Source organism: Micromonospora sp. NPDC050795 (assembly GCF_044456785.1).
Taxonomy (GTDB): Bacteria; Actinomycetota; Actinomycetes; order Mycobacteriales; family Micromonosporaceae; genus Micromonospora.
Genome location: NZ_JBITGE010000012.1, coordinates 20,003 through 44,779 on the forward strand (window position 1 = coordinate 20,003; position 24,777 = coordinate 44,779).

Consider the following 24,777-nt stretch of genomic DNA (forward strand, 5'->3'; position numbering starts at 1 on the left):
GGATCCACGGCAACTTCAGGGATGTTGCTGCCTCCAGCGCCTCGGAGGCAGCAACATCCCTGTTCTTGTCCTGCGCTTGTCCTGCGCTTGTCCTGCGCTTGTCCTGTCCCCGCGGATCTCACCCTGGTGATCATGGGGTTGGCAGGGGCTTTGATCTCTTTCGGCCCGGTCAATCCCATGATCGCTGGCGGCGAGGGCGAGGGTGGGTGGGTGGGTGGGCGGGTGGGGACGGGTGGGTGGGTGGGTGGGACGGGCGGGTGGGGGTCTACTACCGGGGGTAGGATTGGTTTGTGACTCGGTTGGGCGATCTTGAGCGTGCGGTGATGGACGTGCTGTGGGACGTGGTTCCCGGCACGTCGGACGGGGTGACCGTGCGCGAGGTGGCCGACGCGCTCGATGGCCGCGAGCTGGCGTACACCACTGTGATGACAGTGCTGGACCGGCTCGCCGGCAAGGGCATGGTGCAACGAGAGCGGGAGGGTCGGGCCTGGCGGTATCGTCCGGCGGCCAGCCGCGAGGCGCACATCGCTCAACTCATGCTCGACGCCCTCGACCTGGGTGGCAGCCGGGACGCCGCGCTGGTGCGCTTCGCCCGCTCGGTGACCGGCACCGAGGCTGAGGTGCTGCGAGCAGCTCTGGGCAATGAAGCCGGCCTGACCGGGCCGGGCTCCACCGGCGGCGACGCGGGCAGGGCCGACGCCCTGACCGACCGGGTGGACGGGCCGGCGGGCCGGCGAGCCGCCGGCGAGACAGCGGAGCGGTAGGGGCGCGCCATGGCCTACGCCGTGCATTTCGCCGCCACGATGCTGGCCTGCTATCTGACCGCCCAGGTGTTGGCCCGTTCCACCTGGACGTGGCGCAGCCCGCGGGTGGCGATCGTCTGCTGGCAGGCCGTCGGGCTGGCGTTGGGCCTCTCGGCGATGGGCCTGCCGATGGCGCTCGGGTTGAGCGCGTACGACCGGTCGACCGGTAGCGCCCTGCTCGCCCTGGCCAACGACCTCGCCCACGGCGCCCTGCCGATCGGGGTGGGCACGTTCCACCTGGCCGGCGTCGGCGTGGGCTTCGGCATCGGGGCGGTGCTGGTCACGACGACCGTTCGCAGCATCCACGGCACCGTACGCGCCCAGCGTCGCCACCGCGACCTGCTCTCCCTGGTCGCTCGGAACGACCCGGCCGCGCCGGGCGCGCTGGTGTTGGATCATCCGAGCGCCGCCGCGTACTGCCTGCCGGGCGTGAAGCCGCAGGTGGTGATCAGCGCCGGCACCCTGAGCCTGTTGGACCGGGCCGAGTTGGCCGCGGTTCTCAGCCACGAGCGTGCGCACGCCCACGAGCGGCACGATCTGGTGCTGCTGCCGTTCACCGCGCTGTGCCGGGCGTTGCCGTGGTTCGGCTGGGTGCGCGACGCGCACGAGCGGGTCGCCCTACTGGTCGAGATGCGCGCCGATGACAAGGCCCGCGAGCTGCACGCCGATGCGCCGCTGGCGGGTGCGCTGCGCCGGTTCGCCGCCGCCGGGCACCGGATCACCCCGGCCGGCGCGCTCGGCATGGGCGACCGGGATCTCGACGTACGGGTGCAGCGCCTGCTGGTCAGCGACCGGCCGCCCCGGGTGCTCGGCGCCACCGCCCTCGCGGTCGCCGCCACGCTGGTCGCCCTCCCGGTCACCCTCTTCCTGAGCTGACGCCCGCCGGGCACCTCGGGCGGCAACCCGCCGCCCCCACACCGCCGTCCCTGCCCTCGCACCCCCCGTCGGCCCGCCCCGCCGATCTTGCGGTTTCGGTCGTCGATAAGCACTGTATGTGCCCTTTGCCGGGACAGAAACTGCAAGATCGCGGCCCGGTCGGGTTGATCATGGGGGTTGTGGTGCCTGGTTTGTGCACTAACGGGGACCTTGTCACCACTCCAAGATCGATGGGGTGGGGCGGTGACGGATCGGTGGGGTGGGGCGGCGACGGACCCGGGGCGCTGCGGCACGGGAGCCGGGGTTGCGCGTGGGCTTTATTACTACGTGGCGTAGTAATATTTTCTACGACGCGGCGTAGTAGGGCTTACCAGTAGGCTAGCTACGTGTAGGGTGGCTACCACAAGGGAGCCAACGCTATGGAGGGCTGGTCATGGACACCCTGCTCCTCGCCCGCCTGCAGTTCGCCACAACAACCTCGATCCACTTCCTGTTCGTGGTGGTCACGCTCGGGCTGGTCACCCTGCTCGTCGGCATGCAGACCGCCTGGGTGCTCACCGGCAACCCGAAGTGGGAGCGGCTGACCCGCTACTGGGGCCAGCTCTACGTGATCAACTATGTGCTCGGCATCGCCACCGGCATCGTGATGGAGTTCCAGTTCGGGCTGAACTGGAGCGGCCTGTCGCGCTACGTCGGCAACGTGTTCGGCGCACCCCTGGCCATCGAGACGCTGGTGGCGTTCTTCCTGGAGTCCACCTTCCTCGGAATGTGGATCTTCGGCTGGCACCGGCTCGGCAAGGGCGTCCACCTCGCGCTGCTCTGGGGCGTGGCGATCACCGCGTACGCCTCGGCGTTCTGGATCATGGTGGCCAACTCGTGGCTCCAGAACCCGGTCGGCTACGAGGTCCGCGACGGGATCGCCCACCTCACCGACTTCGGCGCGCTGCTCAGCAATCCCAGCCTCGGCATGGCCTTCGGGCACGTGGTCTCGGCTGCGCTGCTGGTCGGCGGGATGCTGATGGCGGCGGTCAGCGCGTGGCACCTGATCCGGCGTACCCCGGACTTCGCGCTCTTCCGCACCTCGCTGCGGATCGGCCTGGTCACCGCGGCACTGGCCATCTCGATGGTGCAGGGCTTCGGTTTCGCCCAGTTCGGCCCGGTGGGCTCGGTGCAGCCGACCAAGTTCGGCGGCGACAGCCCGGAGAGCCAGGCGCTGATCGCCGAGTGGACGACGCGGTTCGGCCCCGGCGACTACACGCCGCCGGTGCTGGCCAGCGTCGGGTTGGGCTTCATGATCCTGATCGGCTTCACCCTCGGCTGCGTCTGGCTCCTGCTGCCCCTGCTCTTCCGGGACTGGGTCATCCGACTGCGCTTCCCGCTCTGGCTGATCCTGCTCGCCCTGCCGCTGCCGTTCATCGCGGTGATCCTCGGCTGGATCTCCCGGGAGGTCGGCCGTCAACCCTGGGTGGCGTACGGGCTGCTCCCCACCGAGCAGGCCGTCTCCCCGGTCAGCGCGCCGCTGATGCTCGCCTCGCTGATCGGGTTCAGCCTGCTGCTGGGCACCCTCGCGGTCACCAACTGGGTGCTGCTCGCCCGGTACGCCAGACGCGGCGCGGCCGACCCGGCGCTCGGCCGCCCACCGGTACCGCCCAGCGATCCGGCCCACCCCGAACCCGCCCTCCTGTAGAGGAGTAGACAGTGGACCTCGCCTGGTACGCAGTGCTCGGCTTCTTCTTCGCCAGTTACCTGGTGCTCGCCGGCTACGACTACGGCGTCGGGCTGCTGCTCGCCCGCGGCGTCGGTCCGGCCGGGCGCCGGGAGGCGCTCACCGCGCTCGGCCCGTTCTTCCTCGGCAACGAGGTCTGGCTGGTGGCCGCCATGGGCATTCTCTTCGGCGCGTTCCCCCTCCTGGAGGGCGAGTTGCTCGCCGGCTGCTATCCGGCAGTCGCCGGTGCCCTGGTCGGCGTCATCCTGGTCACCGTCGGGGTGCAGTTGCGCAGCCGGCCCAGTGACGAGCGGATCCGCGCCCGTTGGGACCGCGTCGTGGTGATCGGCAGCGCCCTCGCCGCGCTGGGCTGGGGTGTGCTGCTCGCCGCACTGTTGCAGGGCGTACCCCTGACGGCCGACGGGCACGTCGCCGGGGTGACACACCTGGCCACCCCGTTCGCGGCCGCCGCCGGCCTGGCCATGGTCACCCTGGTCGCGGTGCACGGTGCGACCTTCCTCACCCTGCGACTGTCGGCCGAGGCCGCCGCCGTGGTCGGCCGTACGGCCCGCCGGTTGGTGCCGGTGGCGCTCACCGCGGTCGCCCTGGCCACCGTCGTGGGCCTGCTCTCCGCCCGGGTACGCGACGCCGTGCAGCGGCCGGCGGTGGCCGTACTCCTGCCGGTGCTGCTCGTGGCGGCGCTGCTGGCGGCCCGCGCGGCGCTGGCCCGGCGGCGGCCGGGGTGGGCTGTGGTCGCCACCGGCGTGGCCCTGGCGCTGCCGGTGCTGCTGGTCGGAGCAGCTCTCTGGCCCTACGTGCTGGTGTCCACGACCGACCCGGACGCCTCGCTGCGGGTGGCCGACGCGGCCGCCAGTGTGCCGACCCTGCGGCTGCTGGGCTGGGTGGCGCTGCCGCTACTTCCGGCCCTACTAGGCTTCCAGGCGATGTGCTGGTGGGTTTTCCGAGGACGGACCGACGGTAGGGCACCGGTGTACTGGTGAGCCGCCGTCCGTTCGACCCGCGTCTGCTGCGCCGGGTCCCTGCGGCCCGGGGCGATCTTGCCGTGCTCGCGCTCCTGGGGGTGCTGGCCGCCGGGTTGATCGTGGCGCAGGCCACCGCGCTCGCGTCGCTGCTGGCCACCGCGATCGACGGTCGGCTGGATCGACCGGCGCTGGCCGGCTTCGTGGTCGCGGTCGCCGCCCGCGCGGGCCTGGTGTGGGCGCAGGGCACTGTCTCGGCGCGGGTCGCCGCCACGGTCAAGGCCACGCTGCGGGCCGACCTGCTCGGCGCGGTGGGCCGGCACGGGCCCGGGTGGGTGGCCGGGCAGCGGGCCGGTGAGATCGCCACCCTGGCCGGGCGTGGGTTGGACGCACTGGACGCGTACTTCACCGGGTACCTGCCGCAACTGGTGCTCAGCGTGACGGTGCCGCTCGCGGTGCTGGCGCGGGTCGTCTTCGCCGACTGGAGTTCGGCGGTGATCATCGCGCTGACCCTGCCGCTGATCCCGGTCTTCGGCGCACTGCTCGGCTGGCAGGCACAGGCCGCCACCGAGCGGCAGTGGCGGCGGCTCGCGCTGCTCGGCGGGCACTTCCTCGACATGGTCGCCGGGCTGCCCACGCTGCGCGCGTTCGGGCGGGCCCGGGCGCAGACCGACGTGGTACGACGGATGGCCGACGGACACCGCGTCGCCACCATGAAGACACTGCGGATCGCGTTCCTCTCCGCGCTGGTCCTCGAACTGGTCGCCACCCTCTCGGTGGCGCTGGTCGCGGTGCCGGTCGGCATCCGATTGCTCGGTGGCGGGCTGGCCCTGCAGACCGCGCTGCTGGTGCTGCTTCTGACCCCGGAGGCGTACCTGCCGTTGCGGGCCGCCGGCAGCCGCTTCCACGCCAGCATGGAAGGACTGGCCGCGCTGGACGAGGCGTTGACCATCTCCGCCGCACCCACCGCGCCCCGGGCCGCCGAGGGTGCCTCCGTCCCCGACGCGCGGGCCGAGATCCGGTTCGAGGGGGTGACGGTGGCGTACGAGCGGACCACAGCGCTGCGCGACGTGACAGTGACCATCCGACCCGGTGAGCGGATCGCCATCATCGGGCCCAGTGGCGCCGGCAAGAGCACGCTGCTCGGCCTGCTGCTGGGTTTCGTGGCACCGACCAGCGGCCGGATCACGGTGGACGGGGTCGACCTCGCCTCCGCCGACCCGGACGCCTGGCGCCGGCAGCTCGCCTGGGTGCCGCAGCGGGCGCATCTCTTCGCCGCGTCGCTGGCCGACAACATCCGCCTCGGCGCGCCGGACACCCCGGCCGACGCACTCACCGCCGCGGTGCACGACGCCGCCCTGGACGACGTGGTGGCCGGCCTGCCCGACGGCCTGGACACCCTGCTCGGTGAGCGCGGCCACGGGCTGTCCAGTGGGCAGCGGCAGCGGGTGGCACTGGCCCGGGCGTTCCTGCGCTCCACCCCGGTGGTGCTGCTCGACGAACCCACCGCCCGACTCGACACGGCGGCCGAGGCGGTGGTGCTCGACGCCACCCGTCGCCTGGTCGCCGGGCGGACGGCGCTGCTCGTCGCACACCGACCGGCGTTGCTGGCCGACGCCGACCGGATCCTGCGCATCAAGGACGGTCAGGTCACCGAGTTGACGCCCGAACCGACCGGGAAGGCCGCCCGATGACTCGGCAGAAGGGGTCGGCACCGGCCGGACGGGCCGCCGGCGAGCGGGCGGTGCTGCGACTGGCCCGGCCGTACCTGGGCCGCCTGGTCGGCGCCGGACTGCTGGCGGCCGCCACCGAGTTCGCCGGCCTGGCCCTGATGGCCACCGCCACCTGGCTGCTGATGAGCGCCGCCGGTCAGCCTCCGCTGGACCGCCTCACAGTGGCGATCGTCGCGGTCCGGGCGCTGGCGATCAGCCGTGGCGTGTTCCGCTACACCGAACGACTCGCCGGGCACGACGCGGTGCTCCGCATGATCACGGACGTCCGGGCCCGGGTCTTCGCCACCCTGGCGGCCCGCCGTGGCACGACGCACCGCTCGGGGGACGTGCTGAGCCGCCTGGTCTCCGACGTGGAGGCCGTCCAGGACCTGCTGCTGCGGGTGCTGGTGCCCGCCTCGGCGGCGGCCCTCGTCGGTGTGACGGCGGTCGCCGTGGCGGCACTGATCTCACCACCGGCCGCCCTGGCGCTCGCCGTCGGGCTGCTGGTGGCCGGGGTGGCGCTGCCCGCGTTGGCCACCGCGGTCACCCGCCGCAGCGCGGCCGAGGTGGCCCCCCTGCGGGGCGCGCTGGCCACTGACGCGATCGACCTCACCCACGGTGCCGCCGACCTGGCCGCGTTCGGGGCGACCGACGTCACGCTGCGCGCCGCCGAGCAGCGCGCCCACCGGCTGGCCCGGCTGGAACGTCGGCTCGCCGCCACCGGGTTCGCCGTGGACGCGGCCGGCGTACTGGCCGCCGGCGTGACCGCTGCGGCGGTGGTGCTGGTCGCGCTCGCCGCCGACGTGCGGGGGGTGCTGGTGGGCGTTCTGGCCGTCGGCACGCTGGCCGCCGTCGAGGTGACGCTGGCGTTGGTAGCGGCGGCCCGGCAGTGGACGCAACTGCGGCCCGGCCTGACCCGGGTGGCGGACCTTCTCGACACCGACCCGCCGACCGCTCCGACGGCGACCGGTCCAGCGGACCTGACCGGCCCGCACGACCTCCGCTTCGCCGACGTGACAGTGCGGCACCGGGCCGGCGCGGCACCCGCCCTGGACGGGGTAAGCCTGGACCTGCCGGCGGGACGCCGGATCGCGGTCGTCGGTCCGAGCGGCGCCGGCAAGAGCACACTGGCCGCCGTGCTGACCGGTGCCGTCCGGCCCGCGTCCGGCCGGGTCACCCTGGACGGTCAAGACCTCTCGGCGTACGCCGAGGAGGCGCTGCCGCGCGCGGTCGGCGGGCTACTGGCCGAGGCGTACGTCTTTCATGCAACGGTGCGGGAGAACCTTCTGCTCGGGCGGCCCGCAGCGGGCGAGGAGGAGCTGACCGGGGCCACCGCCGCCGCCGGCCTGCTGGACTGGGTCCGTGCCCAGCCGACGGGCTGGGACACGCTGGTCGGCGAGGAGGGCGGGCAGCTCTCCGGTGGGCAGCGGCAGCGGTTGGCGCTCGCCCGGGCACTGCTCGCCGCGCCGCCGGTGCTGGTGCTCGACGAGCCCACCGAAGGTCTGGACCCGGCCGCCGCGGACGCGGTGCTCGCGTCCGCCCTCGCCGCCACCCCCGCCGGGCACTCGGTGCTGCTGATCAGCCACCGGCTCAGCGGGCTGGCCGAGCTGGACGAGATAGTGGTCCTGGACGGTGGTCGGGTGATCCAGCGCGGTCGGCACGCCGAGTTGGTGGCGGCCCCGGGCTGGTACCGGGACCAGTGGCTGCTCCAGGCCGCGGCCGAACGGGGTTACCTGGCGCTCGCCCCCTGACCCGGCTCCGGGGCGGACCAGGGTTCTCCCGGACGTCGACCGGCCGGGGTCCGTGGCACTGTGGTGCCATGTGGCGCGGTGAGGACGTGATGGTCGACGAGCACCTGCGGGAGTTGGCCGCCCGGTTGCAGGGGCCGGCACGACTCAAGTCCGACCTGCTGACCGAGGCCCGGCACGGGTTGCTGGACGCCGTGGAGGCGTACCGCGAGAGCGGGGTGCCACCCACCGAGGCGCAGCGCAGGGCGGTGGCCGATTTCGGCTCACCGGCGCAGGTGCTCCCGTCCTGGCAGGCCGAGCTGGCGGTGGGTGCCCTGCGTGGACTCTCCCTGCGGATGCTGGCGGTCGCCGGGGTGGGGGTGGCCGCCGGCGATCTGACCTGGCGCGGGGCGAGCTGGAGCGACGGCCCCCGCCCGCCCGCCGGCTACCTGCTGCTCTCCAACTCGGTCGACTGGATCTGGATGAGCACGCTGCTGCTCTCGGTGGCCGGCCTGCTGGTGGTCCGGGCGAGCGCACGGGCACCCCGGCCGGGCCTGGCTCTGGCCCAGCGTGCCGTGGGCACCGGCCTGACCGGCGCCCTGATCCTCGGCATGGTGGCCGGCGCTGCCCTCTTCACCTGGTCGTTGAACCTCTGGGACGCGGCGCTGCGCTGGCCCCCGATGATCATCGGAGCGGTGTTGGTGGGAGCCGCCTACTTCTCGCTCACCCGCGCGGCGCGGGGCTGGTTGCTAGCCACCAGCCGCTGATCACCGGCCGGCGCGAACGGGCCAGCCCGGAGTGGGCGCATCAGCCGTGGGCGCGTCAGGCCGGGGTGGGCGGGCTGCCGGAATCGAGGAACCGGCCGACGGTCAGTTGGAACTCGCGCCAACCGGCCCGCTCCCCGGCCAGCGCCCGCCGGCCGGAGTCGGTGAGCTGGTACGTCCGCCGTTCCCGGCCGCTGACAGTGCTCCAGGTGCTCGCCACGTGACCGGCGCGTTCCAGGCGACGGAGCGCCGGATAGATGGTGCCGGTGGGCAGATCCAGACTGCCGTCACTGCGGGCACGCAGCGCCTCGATGATCGCGTAGCCGTGCAGCGCGCCCTGTTCGAGCACGGCGAGCAGCAGAGCATCGAGATGGCCGTGCAGCGCCTGGGCCTTCATGCGTAGCTACGCTACTTGTCGAACCGTCACTTCGCCAGCGACCACGACCAGCAGGTCGGACCCGTGCGCCAACCGGCCACCGGGGTGCGGGCACCGGTCACCCAGGGCCGCCGACTAGGGTATGTGCCCAGAGTCACTCGCCGGTCAGAGACCCCGGTGGGTGGGCAACCCGAAGCACACGGAGGTCAGCGTGGCCCGCCAGTCGCCCCAACGGCCCGACGCCGACGAGCCCGAGCTCGACGACACCACCGGCGCGGCCGAGCCAGACGAGGTCGAGACCGACCGCCCGTCGGCGTCGATCGACCGCTCGCTCTGGGACGAGCTGCGCATCGACCCAGTGGAGATCGCTCTGCCCGCCGGTACCGGCTTCACGCTCCGGGCGTACCGACCGGCCAGCTCGCTGACTCCGACCGACGTGACCGAGCGCGACCAGGACGACCCGTTCCTCGCCCGCCGCCAGGCGATCGAGGAGGAGGACGAGGACGACGAGACCGTCGTCATCCTCGACGAGGAGTTGGCCCAGGAGTTCGCCGAGGAGGACGACGAGTCGACGCGCCGCCGGGACGGCGCCGCCACCGACACCGAGACCGACGACGAGTCGGACGAGGCCGCCGCGGACGAGGCGGACGACGAGGAGGTGCCGGTCTTCCTCAGCAACCGGGGCAAGCTGCTGCTGTTCAAGACCCCCGAGTCGCTTGTCAGTTTCATCCGATCCGGTGCGCCCAACGATCTGTCCCAACTGGACAGCTGGAATGAATTGTCCGAACGGGTGGAGCCGGCAGATATCGCTCCGCTGGACGAGGACACCTACGAGCTCGACCTGGTCGTGGAGAACCTGCGCGGCGGGCACGACACGTGGGATTCGACCCTGCTGATCGAGGCGGGCGAGGCCGCGCGTGACCTCTCGTACGCATTGCGGCTGCCTGCGGTACTCGACATGCTCTCCGCCGGCTCCAGCCTCGACGACCTGGACGAGGCTCTGCGTGGCACCGCCAACGGCGGGATCGGCGCGTTCATGGCTCGGCGACGGCTGAAGAAGATCGGGGCGCAGACCGCAAGTTTGGGTTGGCGCACCATTGTCGGCAAGATCTCTGCGGTGGTGGACTGGCGCGACTGACCCGTACCGGGGAGCATCAGTTGCTGGCAGAGGAAAGACCTGTCCCGGGAGGAGGACGACGCCGTGGCGCTCGTGCGCGTTTACTGCGGTCTGGCCTCGGCGGATCCGGCTGACCGACCGGCCTCCGCCGGTTCGACGCTGACGTCCGCTGTGGTCGACGACGCAGGCCGTCTGCTGCATGTCTGCGAGATCAGCGATGACGCCGCTGGCTACGCCCAGCTCGTCGCGCTGCTCGTGGAGCGGTCGGGCGGGCCGAGCGGTGCGGCCATCGCCGCTGACAGCGACGACCACACGGTCACGTCGCTGCTGAGCGCGGCGGGGCGACCCCTGGCGATCGCTGACGACGACTCGGTGGACGACTTCGCCGAGCGCTTCGCCGACGACGACTCTCTTGAGGAGATGCAGTCGCCTCCGGCCGAACGACGGGCGGTCGGCCTCGCCCGCGCGTTGCAGGCGGGGGCGCTCTCCGCCGTCACCCTGCCGGCGCCCCGGGACCTCGCCGGATACAAGCAGGTGCTCTCCGCGCACGCCGCGCTGGCCAGTGGCCGGCACTCCGCCGCCGTGGCGCTGCGCGAGGTTCTGCGTGAGCTCTACCCGGCGGCCCTGCGCGCCTACCCGGACCCGGCCGAGCCGGTCTCTCTGGCAGTGCTGGACGCGCTGCCCGAGCCGGGCATGCTCGGCGGCACCGTGGCCCGGGGCCGCGAGGTGTCGGTCGCGGCGGATGCCATCGCCGCGCACCTCGCCGCGGACGGGGTCGCCGATGCCGACGAGATCAACGAGGCCGTCACCGCCCTGCGGGTCGCCATCTCCGAGACACCCCGACGGGCCGCGGTCAACCGGGCGCTCACGTCCGCGGTGGCCGAGACGGTCCGCCAGGCCGTCGCATCCGTACGAGCCTGCGACGCCGGGTGTGAGGCGCTGGTCAGCGCGCTCAGCTCGCGGGTCAGCACGCCGGTCCAGGCGCCCGGCCGCCGGGCTGCGGCCCGCCGCGGCGAGTCCGTCGGCGAGTTGACCGGCCTGGCCGGCACCAACGCCGGGTTGACCGGCCTCGCCGGCACCAACGCCGGGTTGCGGTCGGTCCGACCCACCCCGCCCGCAGCCGACCCGGCACCCGCTGTCGGGCGGCGCAGCCGTCCGGAGCCGATTCCCGGTAACGCGCCGTTGGCGTCGCCCCGCCCGCTCGGGCCGCCGCCGGTCGCACCCGCCCCGGTCACGCCGCCGCCGGTCGCACCCGCGCCGATGACTCCGGCGGCGATGGCCGGTCCGCCGTCGTCCACGCTGCCCGGTCGCAGCGAGCCGCTTCCGAGCCGGATCGACGGCCCGACCAACCGGCCCGTCTCCGCGCCGCCGCCTCCGCCGCCCGGGATCACCCCGATCGCGCCGGCGCAACGGGGCATGGTGCCGCCGGCCGAGGCCGGTGAGCCGTTCCGGCCGACGCTGACCACTGCCGCCATCAACAACGCGCGGGCCGAGCGGCAGCGGACGGTCATTCCGCCCCGCCCCAAGACCAACGGTGAGCCCCGGCCGAGCCACCTGCAACGCCCGGTCGACGAGCCACCCACCGGTGGGTTCAGCGCCACCGATCTCAGCATTCCGGTGCCGACCCCCCGACCGGGGCAGGAGGCCGCACCGCCCGGCTCCCGTGCGAACTGGCCGCTGGTCAACAACCCGGAAGACCCGTCCGACAGCTCACCGAACAACCCGGTGGCCTACTCGTACGGCGGCAGCCGCGGTGTCGAAGCCCCGACCGACCCGGGTCGGGCCGACGGTCGGGTCACCCCGCCGTGGTTGGCGGACGACCTGCCGCCGGAGCCGCCGATGCTGCGGCTGGTGGAGCCGCCACCGCTGGCCGACCGTGCGCTGCGCGAGGGGCTCAACCCTCCCGCGGACCAGCACCTGGAGACGCCGCCGCTGCGCCTGGTCGACCGCGAGCAGGCCGCTCGTAACGGTCGGGCGGCCGCCCGCACCGAGCGCGCCGCCGAGCACCGGCCGTCACCCCCGGTCGAGCACCGGCCACCGCCCATGGAGCACCGGCCGCCGCCGGTCGCCGACGAGGGCGACGGCGATCTTCTGATCTTCGCGCAGGCCAAGTCGGCCTGGTTCGTCGGTCAGGCCGAGGAGTCCGACCTGGACTGGTCGACCACCGCCGACACCGGCTGGCAGGCCGCAGAGCAGGCCGCCCGCCCGGCGGTGGGCGCCGAGACCAACGCCGGGCTGCCGAAGCGCGTGCCGCAGGCCAACCTGGTGCCGGGTTCGCCGCTGCGCGAGGAGCGCCCATTGCGCATAGTGCGTGATGCGGCAAGCCTCGCGGAGAACACCACCGGCTACTTCCGTGGCTGGCGTCGCGGCCAGGAGATCGGCGGTTTCGCGGTGGGTGGTCGGCCCGGTCGCGAGGCGGCCGGCGGTTGGGACTTCAGCCGCGACCACGGGGACCGCGACGACGACCGGGAGTACGAGTACCGCTCGGCGGGCTACCAGTCCTGACCCCTTCGCACACACGGAAACGCCCCCAGCCGGCTGGCTGGGGGCTTTTCTGCCTGTGGTGCGGGGGGCGGATCTCCCCGGGCACGCAGAAGCCGCCTCGTGAGGACTGTGGGTGGCCGGTGCCCCGGAAAGGGGCTGAAGGCTTCCAGGATCGTCAGGAGGCGGCTCGGCGGCACGCTGGTTCGTCCGAGCGACGAGCCAGCGCTGGGGTACTCACCCGGGCGGCTAGCAGCGCCCGATGGCGGCCGGAGCCACCACCGGGGCGTGCAGCGTCCCGGATCAGGCCGGGGCTACGGCGCGCGTACGGCGCATGGTCAGCACGTACTCGACCAGCGAGATCAGCACGTGCTTCGTCGACTCCCGGTTACGGGCGTCGCAGGCCACCACCGGCACGTCGCTCGAGATCGCCAAGGCGTCCCGGACGTCCTGCGGGTCGTGGTACTGCATCCCGTCGAAGCAGTTGATCGCCACCAGGTACGGCAGGCGTCGGTGCTCGAAGAAGTCGATCGCCGCGAAGCAGTCGGCCAGCCGGCGGGTGTCCACCAGCACGACCGCACCGATCGCACCCCGCACCAGTTCGTCCCACATGAACCAGAAACGGGTCTGACCCGGCGTACCGAACAGGTACAGGATCAGGTCACGGTCGATCGAGATCCGGCCGAAGTCCATGGCCACCGTGGTCGTCGTCTTGCCCGGCACCTGCCGGGTGTCGTCGACGCCCACGCCAGCGGAGGTCATGATGGCCTCGGTGGTCAGCGGCGTGATCTCCGAGACCGAGCCGACCAGCGTCGTCTTACCGACGCCGAATCCACCGGCGATAACGATCTTCGCCGACGTCACGCGGCCGCTCGGGTTCGGCGGGCGGTGCGACATGTCAGAGCCTGCGAAGTCCACTCAGCACCCTCTCCAGCAGTTCAGTGCCCACCGCGTCGTCGGAGTCGTCCAAAATGGTCGGCTCGTGGACCGCGACCAGGCCGTCCGTCGCCATGTCGGCGATGAGCACCCGGGCCACACCGAGCGGGAGCTGCATCCGCGCCGCGATCTCCGCGAGCGATTGCACGCGACCGTCACACAGCGCGGCGATGTACTGGTGTTCACGGCCACCACCGTTGCCATTGGCAGCGGTACGGCCGCGCACCGTCGTCTCGACGAGCGCCTCCAGCGCGATGTCGAGCCGGGGACGGGTGCGACCACGGGTCACGGCGTATGGACGGACCAACGCCCCGGTTGGTTCGTCACGATCGGCCATCTCGCCGCTCACCTCCTTCGCACCCGTTACCGGCTCCCACCGGTGAAACCCGTCGTTGTCGTTGTTGAAGTCGTGCCGACCTCACGATCGGCGAGACGTCAGCCCAGCATGCCCGCAGCCGCACGCGGCTGCGGGGTCAGCGCGTCGCCCACCCGGTCGACCAACAGCGCCATCTCGTAGCCAACCTGGCCCACGTCGGAGCTGCGGGCTGCCAGCACGGCGAAGGACGAGCCGTCGGAGATGGACATCAGGAACAGGAAGCCATTGTCCATCTCCACGACGGTCTGCAACACCGCGCCTCCCTCGAAGCAGCGTGCTGCCCCCTGGGTCAGGCTGACCAGACCCGATGAGATCGCGGCGAGCTGGTCTGCCCGGTCGCGCGGCAGATCCCGTGACGACGCGAGGAGTAGGCCGTCCGCCGATACGGCGACCGCATGCGCGACGCCGGGCACCCGGTCGGCGAAGTTGGCCAGCAGCCAACCAAGATCCTGCGTAGTTGTCATCCTTCTTGCTCCTTCTGCCCGCTCCCGGCCACCGGGCCTGAGCCAGACTGCGAGGATTGCCCTCCCGGAGTCGCCTCCGGGCTGGTCGGGTTGTCCGAGGTGCTACGCCCTCGCTGCACGCCCCGGTGGTAGGCGGAGAGCAGGCCACGAACCGCCTCCGGGGAGCGTCGCTGGACCGAGGTGGTGGGCTTCTCCACCGCGCCAGGTACCAGCTGCGCCATCGGCTTGCGCTTCGGCAGACCGGTCGTGGTGGTCTCGCTCACCGGCGCCGCGCCAGCCGCCGCGGAGGCAGCACGCCAGCCGTCGTCGGCGGCGGTCTGCCAGCCGTTGCTCTGCGATTGGGGCCGGCGGTTCGGCAGGCTCTCGGCGAGGCTGGGGCGGGCGCCCTCGTTCGCTGTGGAGCCGTTGTCCCGCGGCGCTCCTCCGACCGTCGGAGTGTCTGCCATCGGTGTGTTACCTGTCGTCCCGGGTGGTGTCTTGTGGACTGCCCGACCGGTGGCCTCGACCACGGCGAACTGCTGGGTCGCGGAGTCGCCGTTCGTCGCTGGCTGAGCGCCGGCCGCGGTCTCCTCGGAGCCCGGGCGACGGGTACGGAACCAGGCCGACTCGAGCTCCCGGAAGATCGGAAGCTCCATCGTCTCATCCGCGTACCGCTGACGGTTCTGCGCCTGCGGCTGTTGCGGCGTCGGCCGGGTCTGCCGAGCCGGAGCCGGAGCCGGCGCTGCTGCCGGGGTCGGCGCAGGAGCCGGAGGCTGGGCTGCGGCCGGCTGCTCGCCGGGTCGTGGCACCCGCGGCAGCTCCGTCGTCATGTCCAGCGCGGCGGCGAGCCGCTCGGGCACCGGCGGGGTGGCCGTGTCCCGGTCGCTACCCGGCACTGGCGGCCAGGCCGGCGGCGCCGGGGCGTTGGGTGCCTGCGCGGGCGGGGCGGACCGGGGCGCGAAGCCGCTGAACGACTGGCTGGAGGCCGGCGGCGCCGAGTACGGCTGGTTGGCGTACGGCTGACCGGACGCCGGCGAGGCCGAGACCGGCGACGCGGACACCGGCGGACCGGCGTACGGCTGCCCGGAGGCCGGAGCGGCGGACACCGGCGCGCCGCCGTACGGCGCACCCGAGTAGGGCTGCCCGGAGTACGGCTGGCCGGAGGCCGGCGAGGCGGAGACCGGGGCACCGGAGTAGGGCTGCGCCGAGACCGGCGGCGCCGAGTACGGGTGCGCCTCGGGGCTGCTCGGCAGCTGACGCGGAATGGACGGCTGCTGGTCGGTGGTCGGGGTCTCGTCCCCGCCCCGGCGCTGCGGCAGCGGGTCGATGCCGTGGCCGTTGGCCGATCGGGGGGTGAACCCGTCGCCGCCGTTGACGCCGTTCGTCCCGGCCGCGCCGGTCAGGTCGGACCAGGCCGGCATCGACCGGTACGCGCCGCCGTTGGCGGGCGTGCCGGCACCGTTGCGCGTCGCGGGGTCGAACGGGCGACCGCCCAGGGTGACCTGGTTGCCGGACTCGCTCGGGCGAGGACCGTTGCCCAGCGCGGGCAGCGCGCCGAAGACCGGCGCGGGCCCACCGGACTGCGGACCACCGAACTGGGGAGCACCGAACTGGGGAGCACCGGCGGCCGGCAGCGCCGGAGGCTGCTGCACCCGACCGGAGAGCGCCCGGGGAACCAGCACCGAGGTGGGCAGGGTCACGTCGGCGACGGTGCCGCGATCGTTGCCGGGTCGCAGCTCGACCCGCACCCCGTGCCGGGACGCCAGCCGGGCGACCACGACCAGGCCCATCATCCGGGACACGGCCACGTCCACCTGCGGCGGAGTCGCGAGCCGCTCGTTGAGGTCGTGCAACTGCTCGGCGCTGATGCCGATGCCGCGGTCCTCGACGTACAGCGAGGAGCGGTCGCCGACCCGGCGAGCCTCGACCATGACCTGCGAGTCGGGCGGCGAGAACGCGGTGGCGTTGTCGAACAGCTCCGCGACGAGGTGCACCAGGTCGTTGACCGCGTGCGCGGCGACCTCGATGTCACGGTCGATGACACCGAACTCGATCCGGGTGTAGTGCTCGACCTCGGACTGCGCGGCGCGCAGCACGTCGATGAGAGCGGCCGGCTCACGCTGCACACGGGTGGAGTCGGCACCGGCGAGCACCAGCAGGTTCTCGTCGTTACGGCGCATCCGGGTGGCCAGGTGGTCGAGCTGGAACAGCTCGGCCAGCCGGTCCGGGTCCTCCTCGCCGCGCTCCAGCCGGTCGAGGTGCCCGATGAGGCGGTCGACCAGGATCTGGGAACGACGGGCCAGGTTGACGAACATGGTCGCAACGGAGGCACGCAGTGCCGCCTGCTCGGCGGCCGTGCGGACGGCTTCCAGGTGGACGGCGTTGAACGCCTCGGTCACCTGGCCGAACTCGTCCTTGCTGCGCACCGGCAGCGGTTCCGCGATCTGGTTGGCCAGCTGCACCGGCGAGATCTGCCCGACGACCTGCGGGTCGCGCAGACGGGCCACCGCCTGTGGCAGGCCGTACTGGGCCACGGAGAGCGCACCCTGCCGCAACTCACGCAGTGAGCGGGCCATCGAGCGGGCCACCAGGTAGGCGAAGAGGATGGCCAGCAGCAGCATGCTGAGCAGCAGGCCGGTCTCCAGGAAGACCTGGCGCTGGACGTCCGAGCGGAGCGCGTCGGCCTGGTCGACCACTTCGCTGTCGAGCTTCACCTCGACGGTGCGGATCAGCTTGGCGTTGGCCGTCATGGCGGCTTCCCACTGGTCCGGGCCGAACGGCGCACCGCGCATGTTGCCGGTGGTGTTGCCGTCGATCCAGCCGGTGTAGTTCTGTGCCTGCCGACGGTCGCCGCCCGCGACCGTCTGGTCGTGGAACTTGGCGTCGTCCGGGGTGGCGACGGCCTTGAAGCTCTGCAGGGCCTGCTGCTGGCCGGTGTCACTGGCGACGTAGTCCCGACGCAGTGCCGGGGTCAGGCGCTGTCCGCCCTTCACACCCAGCGCGCGGTGCACCACGACCCGGCGTACGGCGAGGAACTCCTTCTCCCGGGCGACCGCCGCGGCGGCGCGCATCCGGTCGCTCAGCTGGTTGTCACCGGCGAGCTGCGTGGACGAGTCGCGGATGGCGAGCAGGTCACTGATCAGCCCCTCGTACGCCTGCACGGTCTCGGTGAGCGCGAGCTTGCCGTTGAACACCTGGCTGCGGATGCCCGACAGGTCCTGAAGGTTCTGGTCGATGCTGTCGAGCAGGCCTTCCAGGCTGCTCGGCAGGTCCTCGACCTCGGCCCGCTGCTGCCGGTAGGGGGCCGCTGCCTGGTCCACCCGGGAGTTCACCCGGTTGTAGGCCTCCTGGTACTGCGCCGTCGGCTGCGTCCCGTCCGCACCCAGCAGCAGTACGGCGGCGGTCCGCTCGTCCTGGAGGGTGTCGACCAGGTCACCTGAATAGCTCGACAGATTCGCCAGGTCGCCAGCTCGGTTGGCATTGTTGAGCGTCTCCACGTGGTCGATGAGACCACTGGTGCCCACCACGACCGTGGCGATGGTCGGCACGATCATGATGAGACCGAGCTTGGACCAGATCGGCATGTCCCGGAGCCGGCTGGCCGGCCGGCGCAGCCGCGACAGGAAGGAGCCCGCCGTCTTTGGCCGTTTGCTCACGTCACCGCCCTCGCGATTACAGCTTGAACGCGTTGCCCCGGGCAACGCTCAGCGACCGACCCGGCGGGTCGGACCCCCGAGATTCCATCACGCCGGTCGACAAGAAGAAAGCCCAGGTTGTCCCAGACCGAAGGTGTGATGAGATGTTGATGCGATTTGATAGCAGTCTGTCTGGCCGGAGTAACTGAAGGTAATGGAACATCCGCACCGAGTTGTCCTACTGGCCGGCCCATCGGGGTCCGGAAAGTCGTACATAGCGCAGCAAACCGGCTTGCCGGTGCTGTGCTTGGACGACTTCTACAAAGACGGCGATGACCCTACGTTGCCGAGACGAAACGGCCAGGTGGATTGGGAATCGCCGCACTCCTGGGACGCCCTCAGTGCGGTGGAAATCATTGTCCAACTTGCCCGTGAGGGCCGAGCCGATGTGCCGGTTTATGCGATCGGCGCTGATCGACGGGTGGCCACCCGGCCATTTGATGTCGCCGGATCGCCACTTTTCGTGGCCGAAGGGATCTTCGCCGCCGAGATCGTCGAGGAGTGCCGTCGCCGCGGCCTGCTCGCCGGGGCGTACGCGCTGCGACGCCCGCGCGGGGCCACCTTCCTGCGCCGACTCGCCCGCGACCTGTCCGAGCAGCGCAAGGCGCCCCGGGTGCTGATTCGGCGTGGGGTGACGCTGCTACGGGCCGAGCCTGCCGTGCTGCGCCGGCAGATGGGCCTCGGCGCGGAGGCGGCCCGGGCCCGGGAGGTGCTGCGCCGGGTGGCCGGGCTGCTCGCCGGCCACCCACATGGCTGAGCTCAGGCCAGCAACTTCGCGTACGCCGGCTTGATCACGTCATCGATGATCCGCAGCCGCTCGTCGAACGGGATGAAGGCGCTCTTCATCGCGTTGATGGTGAACCACTGCAACTCTTTCCAGCCGTAGCCGAACGTCTCCACCAGCAGCGACATCTCCCGCGACATCGAGGTGCCGCTCATCAACCGGTTGTCGGTGTTGACGGTGGCGCGGAAGCGCAGGTCCCGCAGCAGGCCTATCGGGTGGTCCGCGATCGAGGCCACCGCGCCGGTCTGCACGTTCGACGAGGGGCACAACTCCAGGGGGATCCGCTTGTCCCGGACGTACGCGGCCAGCCGGCCGAGTGAGCCGTCGGGGGCGATGTCGTCGACGATCCGCACCCCGTGGCCGAGCCGGTCGGCCCCGCACCACTGGATCGCCTGCCAGATCGACGGCAGACCGAACGCCTCGCCGGCGTGGATGGTGAAGTGGAAGTTCTCCCGTTGCAGGTATTCGAAGGCGTCCAGGTGCCGGGTGGGCGGGAAGCCCGCCTCGGCGCCGGCGATGTCGAAGCCGACCACCCCGGCATCCCGGTGCCGCACGGCCAACTCGGCGATCTCCTGGGAACGGGCGGCGTGCCGCATCGCGGTGAGCAGAGTGCCCACGCGGATGGTGAGGCCCGCCTCGACCGCCTGGGCGGTGCCCTCGGCGAACCCGGCCAGCACCGCCTCGACCACCTCGTCCAGGCTGAGGTCCCGTTCCAGGTGCTGCTCCGGGGCGAAACGCACCTCGGCGTAGACCACGCCGTCGGCGGCCAGGTCCAGGGCGCACTCACGGGCCACCCGACGCAGCGCGGGCGCGGTCTGCATGACGGCCACGGTGTGCGCGAACGTCTCGAGGTAGCGCTCCAGGGAGCCGGAGTCCGCCGCGTCCGCGAACCAGCGTCCGAGCGCCTCCGGGTCGGTGGTGGGCAGTTCGTGGCCCACCTCGGCGGCCAGGTCGACGATCGTCGCCGGCCTCAGCCCACCGTCGAGGTGGTCGTGCAGCAGCGCCTTCGGGACCTTGACGATGTCCTCGTACCGGATAGTTGCGACCATGCTCAGACCCTAGTCAGCGGCCTGGGCGGACGGGTACGGGACCGGCCGGGCGTCACGGCCGCCAGCCGTACACCCGGTGCACGTCGAGGCGGATCACCAACCGCCCGTCGGCGACCATGGCGGCCCGGTACTCCGCCCAGTCCGGGTGGTCGCCGCGGATCCGGCGGTAGACCTCGACCAGTTCGTCGACCGTCTCGTCGGTGGTGGCCATGGCCGGCTCGCTGAGCGTCACGGCCCCCTCCGCGACCGCGTACGCGCCGCCGTCCGGCGTGGTGACGTGGAAGCTGGCCCGGGGATCGCGGCGCAGGTTGCGGACCTTCGCCCGGTCGCCGGTGGTGGAGCAGCGGAGCAACCCCGGCTCGGCCAGGTAGTCGAGGTTGGACAGCTGGGGCCGCCCGTCCCGGCGCACTGTGACCAGCACTCCGCGCCCCCGTTGACCGAACAGCTCCCACAGCCGGTCACCACCGGCGGCGGTCGGCGCGCCGGGCCGTTGGGGAGAATTAGTTGACATGTCATCGAATCTATGGGCACATCGATGACATGTCAACGAAAGCGTTAGACTCGACGGATGGACGCACCCCGGTGGCTGGACGAACGGGAGGACCGCGCCTGGCGCGGCTACCGCCGGATGCGTCGACTGCTCGACCTGGAGCTGGCCCGGGAGCTGACCCAGGACGCCGGCCTCTCCGAGGCCGACTACGACGTGCTGTCCGACCTCTCCGAGACACCGCAGGGGCGGCTGCGCCTGCGGGAGCTGGCAGACCTGATGCTCTGGTCGCGCAGCCGGCTCTCCCACCACCTGACCCGGATGCAGCAGCGCGGCCTGGTGACCCGGGAGGAGTGCGCCGATGACGCCCGGGGCTCGGTCGTCGTCCTCACCCCCGCCGGGCGGCAGGCCATCGAGTCCGCCGCCCCCGGTCACGTGGCCGCCGTCCGCCGGCACCTGATCGACCTGCTCACCCCCGCCGAGGTCGACGCCCTCGGCGCGCTCACCCACCGGGTGGTCGACCAGCTCGGCGGGCGGGCGCCCCAGCCTCGGCACGACGCGGAGGTCTGACGTGGACCCCCGCATCCTCGACCGGCTGCGCTGCCCGGTCTGTGGCGAGCCGCTCGCGCAGGCCACCGACACGAGGGCGCTGCGCTGCCCACGCCGACACAGCTTCGACATCGCCCGCCAGGGCTACGTCAACCTGCTCACCGGTCGGTCCCCGCACGTCGGCGACACCCCCGAGATGGTCGCGGCCCGCGCGGACTTCCAGGCCACCGGGCACTACGACGTCATCTCGGCCGCCCTCGCCGCCGCCGCGACGGACGCTGTCGGCCGTCTCGGCACCACGGACACCCCGCAGCCGGAATCCGCGGCAGCAGAGGTACAACCGAACGACTTCGGGGCGTACCCCCTGGTGGTGGACGCCGGCGCCGGCACCGGCCGGTACCTCGGCGCGGTGCTGGCGGCGCTGCCGGACGCCGTGGGTCTGGCCCTGGACGTGTCCAAGCCGGCGCTGCGCCGCGCGGCCCGCGCGCATCCCCGGGCCGCCGCCGCGCTCGCCGACACCTGGCAGCGACTGCCGCTCGCGGACGCCTCGACCGCCGTCCTGCTGAACGTGTTCGCCCCGCGCAACGGCCCGGAGTTCCACCGGGTGCTCGACCCGGCCGGCACGTTGCTGGTGGTCACACCCGACACCGACCACCTCGCCGAGTTGGTGGACACCCTCGACCTGCTGCGGGTGGACCCGGACAAGGCCGACCGGGTCACAGCCAGCCTGGGCGGGCACTTCACGCTGGTCAGCTCGGCAGTGCACCGGGCCGGGTTGGCACTGACCCGGCCAGAGGTCGCCACAGTGGTCGGCATGGGCCCCAGCGCCTGGCACACCGACGCAGCCGTGCTCGCCACCCGACTGGCCGCGCTACCCGAACCGGTCCGGGTCACGGTGGCGGTCCGGCTCGACGTCCTGCGACCTCGCTGACCTCAGGTGGAGAGGTCGACCTCTTCCCAGCCGGGCGGCTCGTCGTGGTACGGCCCGCGCAGGATCACCGCCCACTCCAGTGCCCAACGCCGCTGCCCGATCGCGTTCGCGTCGACCAGCCCCGGCGCCCGCCGACCGCCGCGCTCGGTTTCCAGGTACGCCCAGTCCAGGCAGTAGTGCAGGTCGAGCAGGGCTGCCGCGTCCGCCGGGTGCTGTGGCGCCGTGAGGATCCGGGAGCGCCAGTGCGGAAAGGTCTCCCCCTCGACGATGTGCGGCAGCCGCTCGACCAGCCGCTCGTCGACGGCCAGCGTCGGGTCGAGCTGCTTGCTCAGCCCGAGCACCCAGGCCAGCGCGAAGAGCGCGTCGTGGTGCAGCACGAACGACCGGTGGTCGCCCTTGCCGCCCATCACGAACTGCCACTCCGGCGGGGTGACCATGTCGACCAGGTGCGAGCCGAGCAGCCAGCTCATCGCGGCCTGCGGGGGCATCCCGAAACAGCGCGCCAGGATCAGGTGCAGCACCGCGATCCGCGCCTCGATCTCCACGGTCGGACGCAGGTCGATCTGGTCACCCGGCTCCCAGACGAGGGGAAACTGGGCCGGCGGCAACGGCAGGCCGAGCCGGGACAGCTCGTCCAGGCTCGCCTCGCGCACCTCACGTGGGTCGGGGGCAGCAACGGTCACGGCGGATCTTCCTGTCTGCTCGCGCCGGCGCAAGGCCGGTTGTCCCCCCTTGGCCTGCGACAATAGCGCTCCCACGTGACCGGCACCACGCCAGGGCGACGCCGGATCGATCAGCCGACGCGTTCGATGACCAACGACGTCGCCGCCGGGGCCGTCGACCCGATCCGCACCGCGTTCGCGGCCTCGGTCAGCGCGGCCGGAATTCGCGTCGCGTCGTCGGCACGCAGCTCGTAGAGCGGGTCACCGGCCCGCACCTCGTCACCCGGCCGCTTGTGCAACACCACACCCGCCGGCACGCTGACCGGGTCCTCCTTGCGCGCCCGGCCCGCGCCGAGCCGCCACGCCGCAACCCCCATGGCGTACGCGTCGACGGCCGCGACGTACCCGTCCCGCTCCGCGCGGACCACCTCCACCTCGGCTACCGCCGGCATCGGCGCGTCCGGGTCGCCGCCCTGCGCCCGGATCATCGCCCGCCAAGAGTCCATGGCCCGGCCGTCGCGCAGCGCCGCGGCCGGATCGGCGTCCGGCATACCGGCGGCGTCGAGCATCTCCCGGGCCAGTGCGAGGGTCAGCTCCACCACGTCGGCCGGTCCCCCACCGGCCAGCACCTCGACCGACTCGGTCACCTCGACCGCGTTGCCGATCGCCAGGCCGAGCGGGGTGGACATGTCGGTGAGCAGGGCGACCGTCCGCACCCCGTGCGCGCCGCCCAGCTCGACCATGGTGCGCGCCAACTCGCGGGCCTGGTCGACGGACTTCATGAACGCGCCCGAGCCGACCTTGACGTCGAGGACCAGCGCCCCGGTGCCCTCGGCGATCTTCTTGCTCATGATCGAGCTGGCGATCAGCGGGATCGCCTCCACGGTGCCGGTGACGTCCCGCAACGCGTACAGCTTGCGGTCGGCGGGGGCGAGCCCGGCACCGGCCGCGCAGATCACCGCACCGACCTCGTCCAGCTGGGCGATGAACTCGTCATTGCTGACCGTGGCCCGCCAGCCCGGGATGGACTCCAACTTGTCCAACGTGCCGCCGGTGTGCCCGAGACCCCGACCGCTCAGCTGCGGCACGGCCGCGCCGCACGCCGCCACCAGCGGAGTGAGCGGCAGAGTGATCTTGTCGCCGACACCGCCGGTGGAGTGCTTGTCGACCGTCGGCCGGCGTACCGCCGACAGGTCCAACCGCTCACCACTGGCGATCATCGCGGCGGTCCACCGAGCGATCTCCGGCCCGGTCATGCCGTTGAGCAGGATCGCCATCGCCAGCGCCGACATCTGCTCGTCGGCGACAACCCCCCGGGTGTACGCGTCGACCACCCAGTCGATCTGCGCGTCCGACAGCACACCGCCGTCCCGCTTCACCCGAATGACGTCAACAGCAGCAAAACTCATCAGAAGATCTTCCTAGTCCTTTGGTGGAACCGACGCACGGCCTTGCCGACGCGGGGCGGGGGCCGACCGTGCCCGGCGGAGGGATCAAGCCTGACCGCCCGGAGCCGGGCACGGTCGGCCCCCGCCCCCAAGCTCAGCCACCAGACCACCGAGACGGGATCTCCAAAGGCGGCTCACCCTCGCCTGCCCAGAAGATGGTGCCGGTCGCGTCCACCACGACCACACGCGGTGTCCGGGCCAGGCCCCAGGTGATCGCCTCGGCCGGGTCGTCCCAGCTCGGCGCCTCCTCCAGCACCCCGGTCTCGGCGCCGGCGTCGTCGCCTGCCGACCGCTCCCAGTACGCCGTCCAGACCTGCTGACCGGCGGACATGTCCGGGTGCACGAAGACGGTGCCGCGCCCGCGCCAGGCGGCGAGCCGCTCCGGGACCACCGGCACCGGCGTCTCCCCGGTGACTGCCTCCAGGTCCTCCACGCCGAAGGCGTGCGGCAGCAGCTCCGCCATCCGCAGCGGCCGGGTCTTGCTCTCGATCAGGCACTCCGGCCCGCCGTGCTCCCAGAGCAGCTGCCGGCAGCGGCCACACGGCATCAACGGCTCGCCCGTCGCGTCGACGCAGGAGAGCGCGACGAGCCGGCCGCCACCGGTGGCGTGCAGGCTGGACACCACCCCGCACTCGGCGCAGAGCGTCACCCCGTACGCGGCGTTCTCCACGTTGCAGCCGACCACCACCCGGCCGTCGTCGACAAGTGCGGCCGCGCCAACCGGGAACGTCGAGTACGGCGCGTACGCGTGCCGCATCGCCTCGATGGCGGCAGCGCGCAACCGTGCCCAGTCAATGTCGGTCATGCCGCCATTCTGCCCAAGCTGCCCAGGTCAGAAGCGGGCAGGGGCAACCGCCCGCCGTGATCAAGTGATGA

At 72.5% G+C, this 24,777-nt stretch carries 22 protein-coding genes; 12 read left to right on the top strand and 10 right to left on the bottom strand.

Features of this window, described 5'->3' with window-relative positions; all coding sequences use genetic code 11:
* Positions 1-290: 290 nt before the first annotated feature.
* The 7 genes from ACIBEF_RS12940 to ACIBEF_RS12970 all read left to right on the top strand — a co-directional run bounded on the left by ACIBEF_RS12940 (position 291) and on the right by ACIBEF_RS12970 (position 8,570).
* On the top strand, positions 291-764 hold the full coding sequence (locus ACIBEF_RS12940) for a BlaI/MecI/CopY family transcriptional regulator (RefSeq protein WP_355009492.1): 474 nt from the start codon (positions 291-293) through the stop codon (positions 762-764).
* Between the two features lie 9 nt (positions 765-773).
* The gene (locus ACIBEF_RS12945) at positions 774-1,679 is read left to right on the top strand and encodes a M56 family metallopeptidase (RefSeq protein WP_396793583.1); all 906 of its coding nucleotides are present in this window, start codon (positions 774-776) and stop codon (positions 1,677-1,679) included.
* Positions 1,680-2,112: 433 nt separating this feature from the next.
* Positions 2,113-3,366 carry a cytochrome ubiquinol oxidase subunit I gene (locus ACIBEF_RS12950; RefSeq protein ID WP_396793584.1) on the top strand — a complete coding sequence of 418 codons (1,254 nt, stop codon included), beginning with the start codon at positions 2,113-2,115 and terminating at the stop codon, positions 3,364-3,366.
* Positions 3,367-3,377: 11 nt separating this feature from the next.
* On the top strand, positions 3,378-4,385 hold the full coding sequence (locus tag ACIBEF_RS12955) for a cytochrome d ubiquinol oxidase subunit II (protein ID WP_396793585.1): 1,008 nt from the start codon (positions 3,378-3,380) through the stop codon (positions 4,383-4,385).
* Positions 4,382-6,058 carry a thiol reductant ABC exporter subunit CydD gene (gene cydD / locus ACIBEF_RS12960; protein ID WP_396793586.1) on the top strand — a complete coding sequence of 559 codons (1,677 nt, stop codon included), beginning with the start codon at positions 4,382-4,384 and terminating at the stop codon, positions 6,056-6,058. The genes ACIBEF_RS12955 and cydD overlap by 4 nt, the downstream gene beginning before the upstream one ends.
* Positions 6,055-7,827 carry a thiol reductant ABC exporter subunit CydC gene (cydC, locus tag ACIBEF_RS12965; protein WP_396793587.1) on the top strand — a complete coding sequence of 591 codons (1,773 nt, stop codon included), beginning with the start codon at positions 6,055-6,057 and terminating at the stop codon, positions 7,825-7,827. The genes cydD and cydC overlap by 4 nt, the downstream gene beginning before the upstream one ends.
* Before the next feature lie 68 nt (positions 7,828-7,895).
* Entirely contained in the window at positions 7,896-8,570 is a 675-nt protein-coding gene (locus ACIBEF_RS12970) for a permease prefix domain 1-containing protein (RefSeq protein ID WP_396793588.1), read from the top strand.
* 55 nt (positions 8,571-8,625) lie between these two features.
* Here the strand turns inward: ACIBEF_RS12970 and ACIBEF_RS12975 are convergent, their stop codons facing one another.
* Positions 8,626-8,964, bottom strand: coding sequence for a helix-turn-helix transcriptional regulator (locus tag ACIBEF_RS12975; RefSeq protein WP_357206520.1), 339 nt, complete (start codon positions 8,962-8,964; stop codon positions 8,626-8,628).
* 160 nt (positions 8,965-9,124) lie between these two features.
* On the opposite strand from ACIBEF_RS12975, the gene ACIBEF_RS12980 reads away from it, so the two are divergent.
* Together ACIBEF_RS12980 and ACIBEF_RS12985 are read left to right on the top strand one after the other, a co-directional pair.
* Positions 9,125-10,081, top strand: a complete 957-nt coding sequence (locus ACIBEF_RS12980) for a DNA primase (RefSeq protein WP_396793589.1) — start codon at positions 9,125-9,127, stop codon at positions 10,079-10,081.
* 39 nt (positions 10,082-10,120) lie between these two features.
* The gene (locus tag ACIBEF_RS12985; RefSeq protein ID WP_396793689.1) at positions 10,121-12,565 is read left to right on the top strand and encodes a transposase; all 2,445 of its coding nucleotides are present in this window, start codon (positions 10,121-10,123) and stop codon (positions 12,563-12,565) included.
* A 279-nt stretch (positions 12,566-12,844) separates the two neighbouring features.
* On the opposite strand, the gene ACIBEF_RS12990 is transcribed toward ACIBEF_RS12985, so the two are convergent.
* The 4 genes from ACIBEF_RS12990 to ACIBEF_RS13005 form a co-directional block, all read right to left on the bottom strand.
* Entirely contained in the window at positions 12,845-13,438 is a 594-nt protein-coding gene (locus ACIBEF_RS12990) for an ATP/GTP-binding protein (RefSeq protein ID WP_007455465.1), read from the bottom strand.
* 1 nt (position 13,439) lies between these two features.
* On the bottom strand, positions 13,440-13,814 hold the full coding sequence (locus ACIBEF_RS12995) for a DUF742 domain-containing protein (protein WP_124820399.1): 375 nt from the start codon (positions 13,812-13,814) through the stop codon (positions 13,440-13,442).
* A gap of 98 nt (positions 13,815-13,912) precedes the next feature.
* Positions 13,913-14,317, bottom strand: a complete 405-nt coding sequence (locus ACIBEF_RS13000; RefSeq protein ID WP_030329023.1) for a roadblock/LC7 domain-containing protein — start codon at positions 14,315-14,317, stop codon at positions 13,913-13,915.
* Positions 14,314-17,952 carry a nitrate- and nitrite sensing domain-containing protein gene (locus tag ACIBEF_RS13005; RefSeq protein ID WP_396793590.1) on the bottom strand — a complete coding sequence of 1,213 codons (3,639 nt, stop codon included), beginning with the start codon at positions 17,950-17,952 and terminating at the stop codon, positions 14,314-14,316. Before ACIBEF_RS13005 ends, ACIBEF_RS13000 begins: the two co-directional genes overlap by 4 nt.
* A gap of 502 nt (positions 17,953-18,454) precedes the next feature.
* Here ACIBEF_RS13005 and ACIBEF_RS13010 point away from each other — a divergent pair.
* A complete protein-coding gene (locus ACIBEF_RS13010; RefSeq protein ID WP_238690831.1) occupies positions 18,455-18,748 on the top strand; it encodes a hypothetical protein in 294 nt (97 codons plus the stop codon).
* Positions 18,749-18,750: 2 nt separating this feature from the next.
* On the opposite strand, the gene ACIBEF_RS13015 is transcribed toward ACIBEF_RS13010, so the two are convergent.
* Together ACIBEF_RS13015 and ACIBEF_RS13020 are read right to left on the bottom strand one after the other, a co-directional pair.
* The gene (locus ACIBEF_RS13015; protein WP_238680481.1) at positions 18,751-19,824 is read right to left on the bottom strand and encodes an adenosine deaminase; all 1,074 of its coding nucleotides are present in this window, start codon (positions 19,822-19,824) and stop codon (positions 18,751-18,753) included.
* Between the two features lie 52 nt (positions 19,825-19,876).
* The gene (locus tag ACIBEF_RS13020; protein WP_396793591.1) at positions 19,877-20,335 is read right to left on the bottom strand and encodes a PPOX class F420-dependent oxidoreductase; all 459 of its coding nucleotides are present in this window, start codon (positions 20,333-20,335) and stop codon (positions 19,877-19,879) included.
* A gap of 57 nt (positions 20,336-20,392) precedes the next feature.
* On the opposite strand from ACIBEF_RS13020, the gene ACIBEF_RS13025 reads away from it, so the two are divergent.
* Together ACIBEF_RS13025 and ACIBEF_RS13030 are read left to right on the top strand one after the other, a co-directional pair.
* On the top strand, positions 20,393-20,881 hold the full coding sequence (locus tag ACIBEF_RS13025) for a MarR family winged helix-turn-helix transcriptional regulator (protein ID WP_396793592.1): 489 nt from the start codon (positions 20,393-20,395) through the stop codon (positions 20,879-20,881).
* A gap of 1 nt (position 20,882) precedes the next feature.
* Positions 20,883-21,791 carry a putative RNA methyltransferase gene (locus tag ACIBEF_RS13030; protein ID WP_396793593.1) on the top strand — a complete coding sequence of 303 codons (909 nt, stop codon included), beginning with the start codon at positions 20,883-20,885 and terminating at the stop codon, positions 21,789-21,791.
* Between the two features lie 2 nt (positions 21,792-21,793).
* Here the strand turns inward: ACIBEF_RS13030 and ACIBEF_RS13035 are convergent, their stop codons facing one another.
* The 3 genes from ACIBEF_RS13035 to ACIBEF_RS13045 form a co-directional block, all read right to left on the bottom strand.
* The gene (locus ACIBEF_RS13035; RefSeq protein WP_396793594.1) at positions 21,794-22,474 is read right to left on the bottom strand and encodes a DUF4272 domain-containing protein; all 681 of its coding nucleotides are present in this window, start codon (positions 22,472-22,474) and stop codon (positions 21,794-21,796) included.
* A gap of 110 nt (positions 22,475-22,584) precedes the next feature.
* Positions 22,585-23,865, bottom strand: a complete 1,281-nt coding sequence (locus ACIBEF_RS13040) for a thymidine phosphorylase (RefSeq protein WP_396793690.1) — start codon at positions 23,863-23,865, stop codon at positions 22,585-22,587.
* Positions 23,866-23,995: 130 nt separating this feature from the next.
* Positions 23,996-24,706, bottom strand: a complete 711-nt coding sequence (locus ACIBEF_RS13045; protein ID WP_396793595.1) for a cytidine deaminase — start codon at positions 24,704-24,706, stop codon at positions 23,996-23,998.
* Positions 24,707-24,777: the final 71 nt, after the last annotated feature.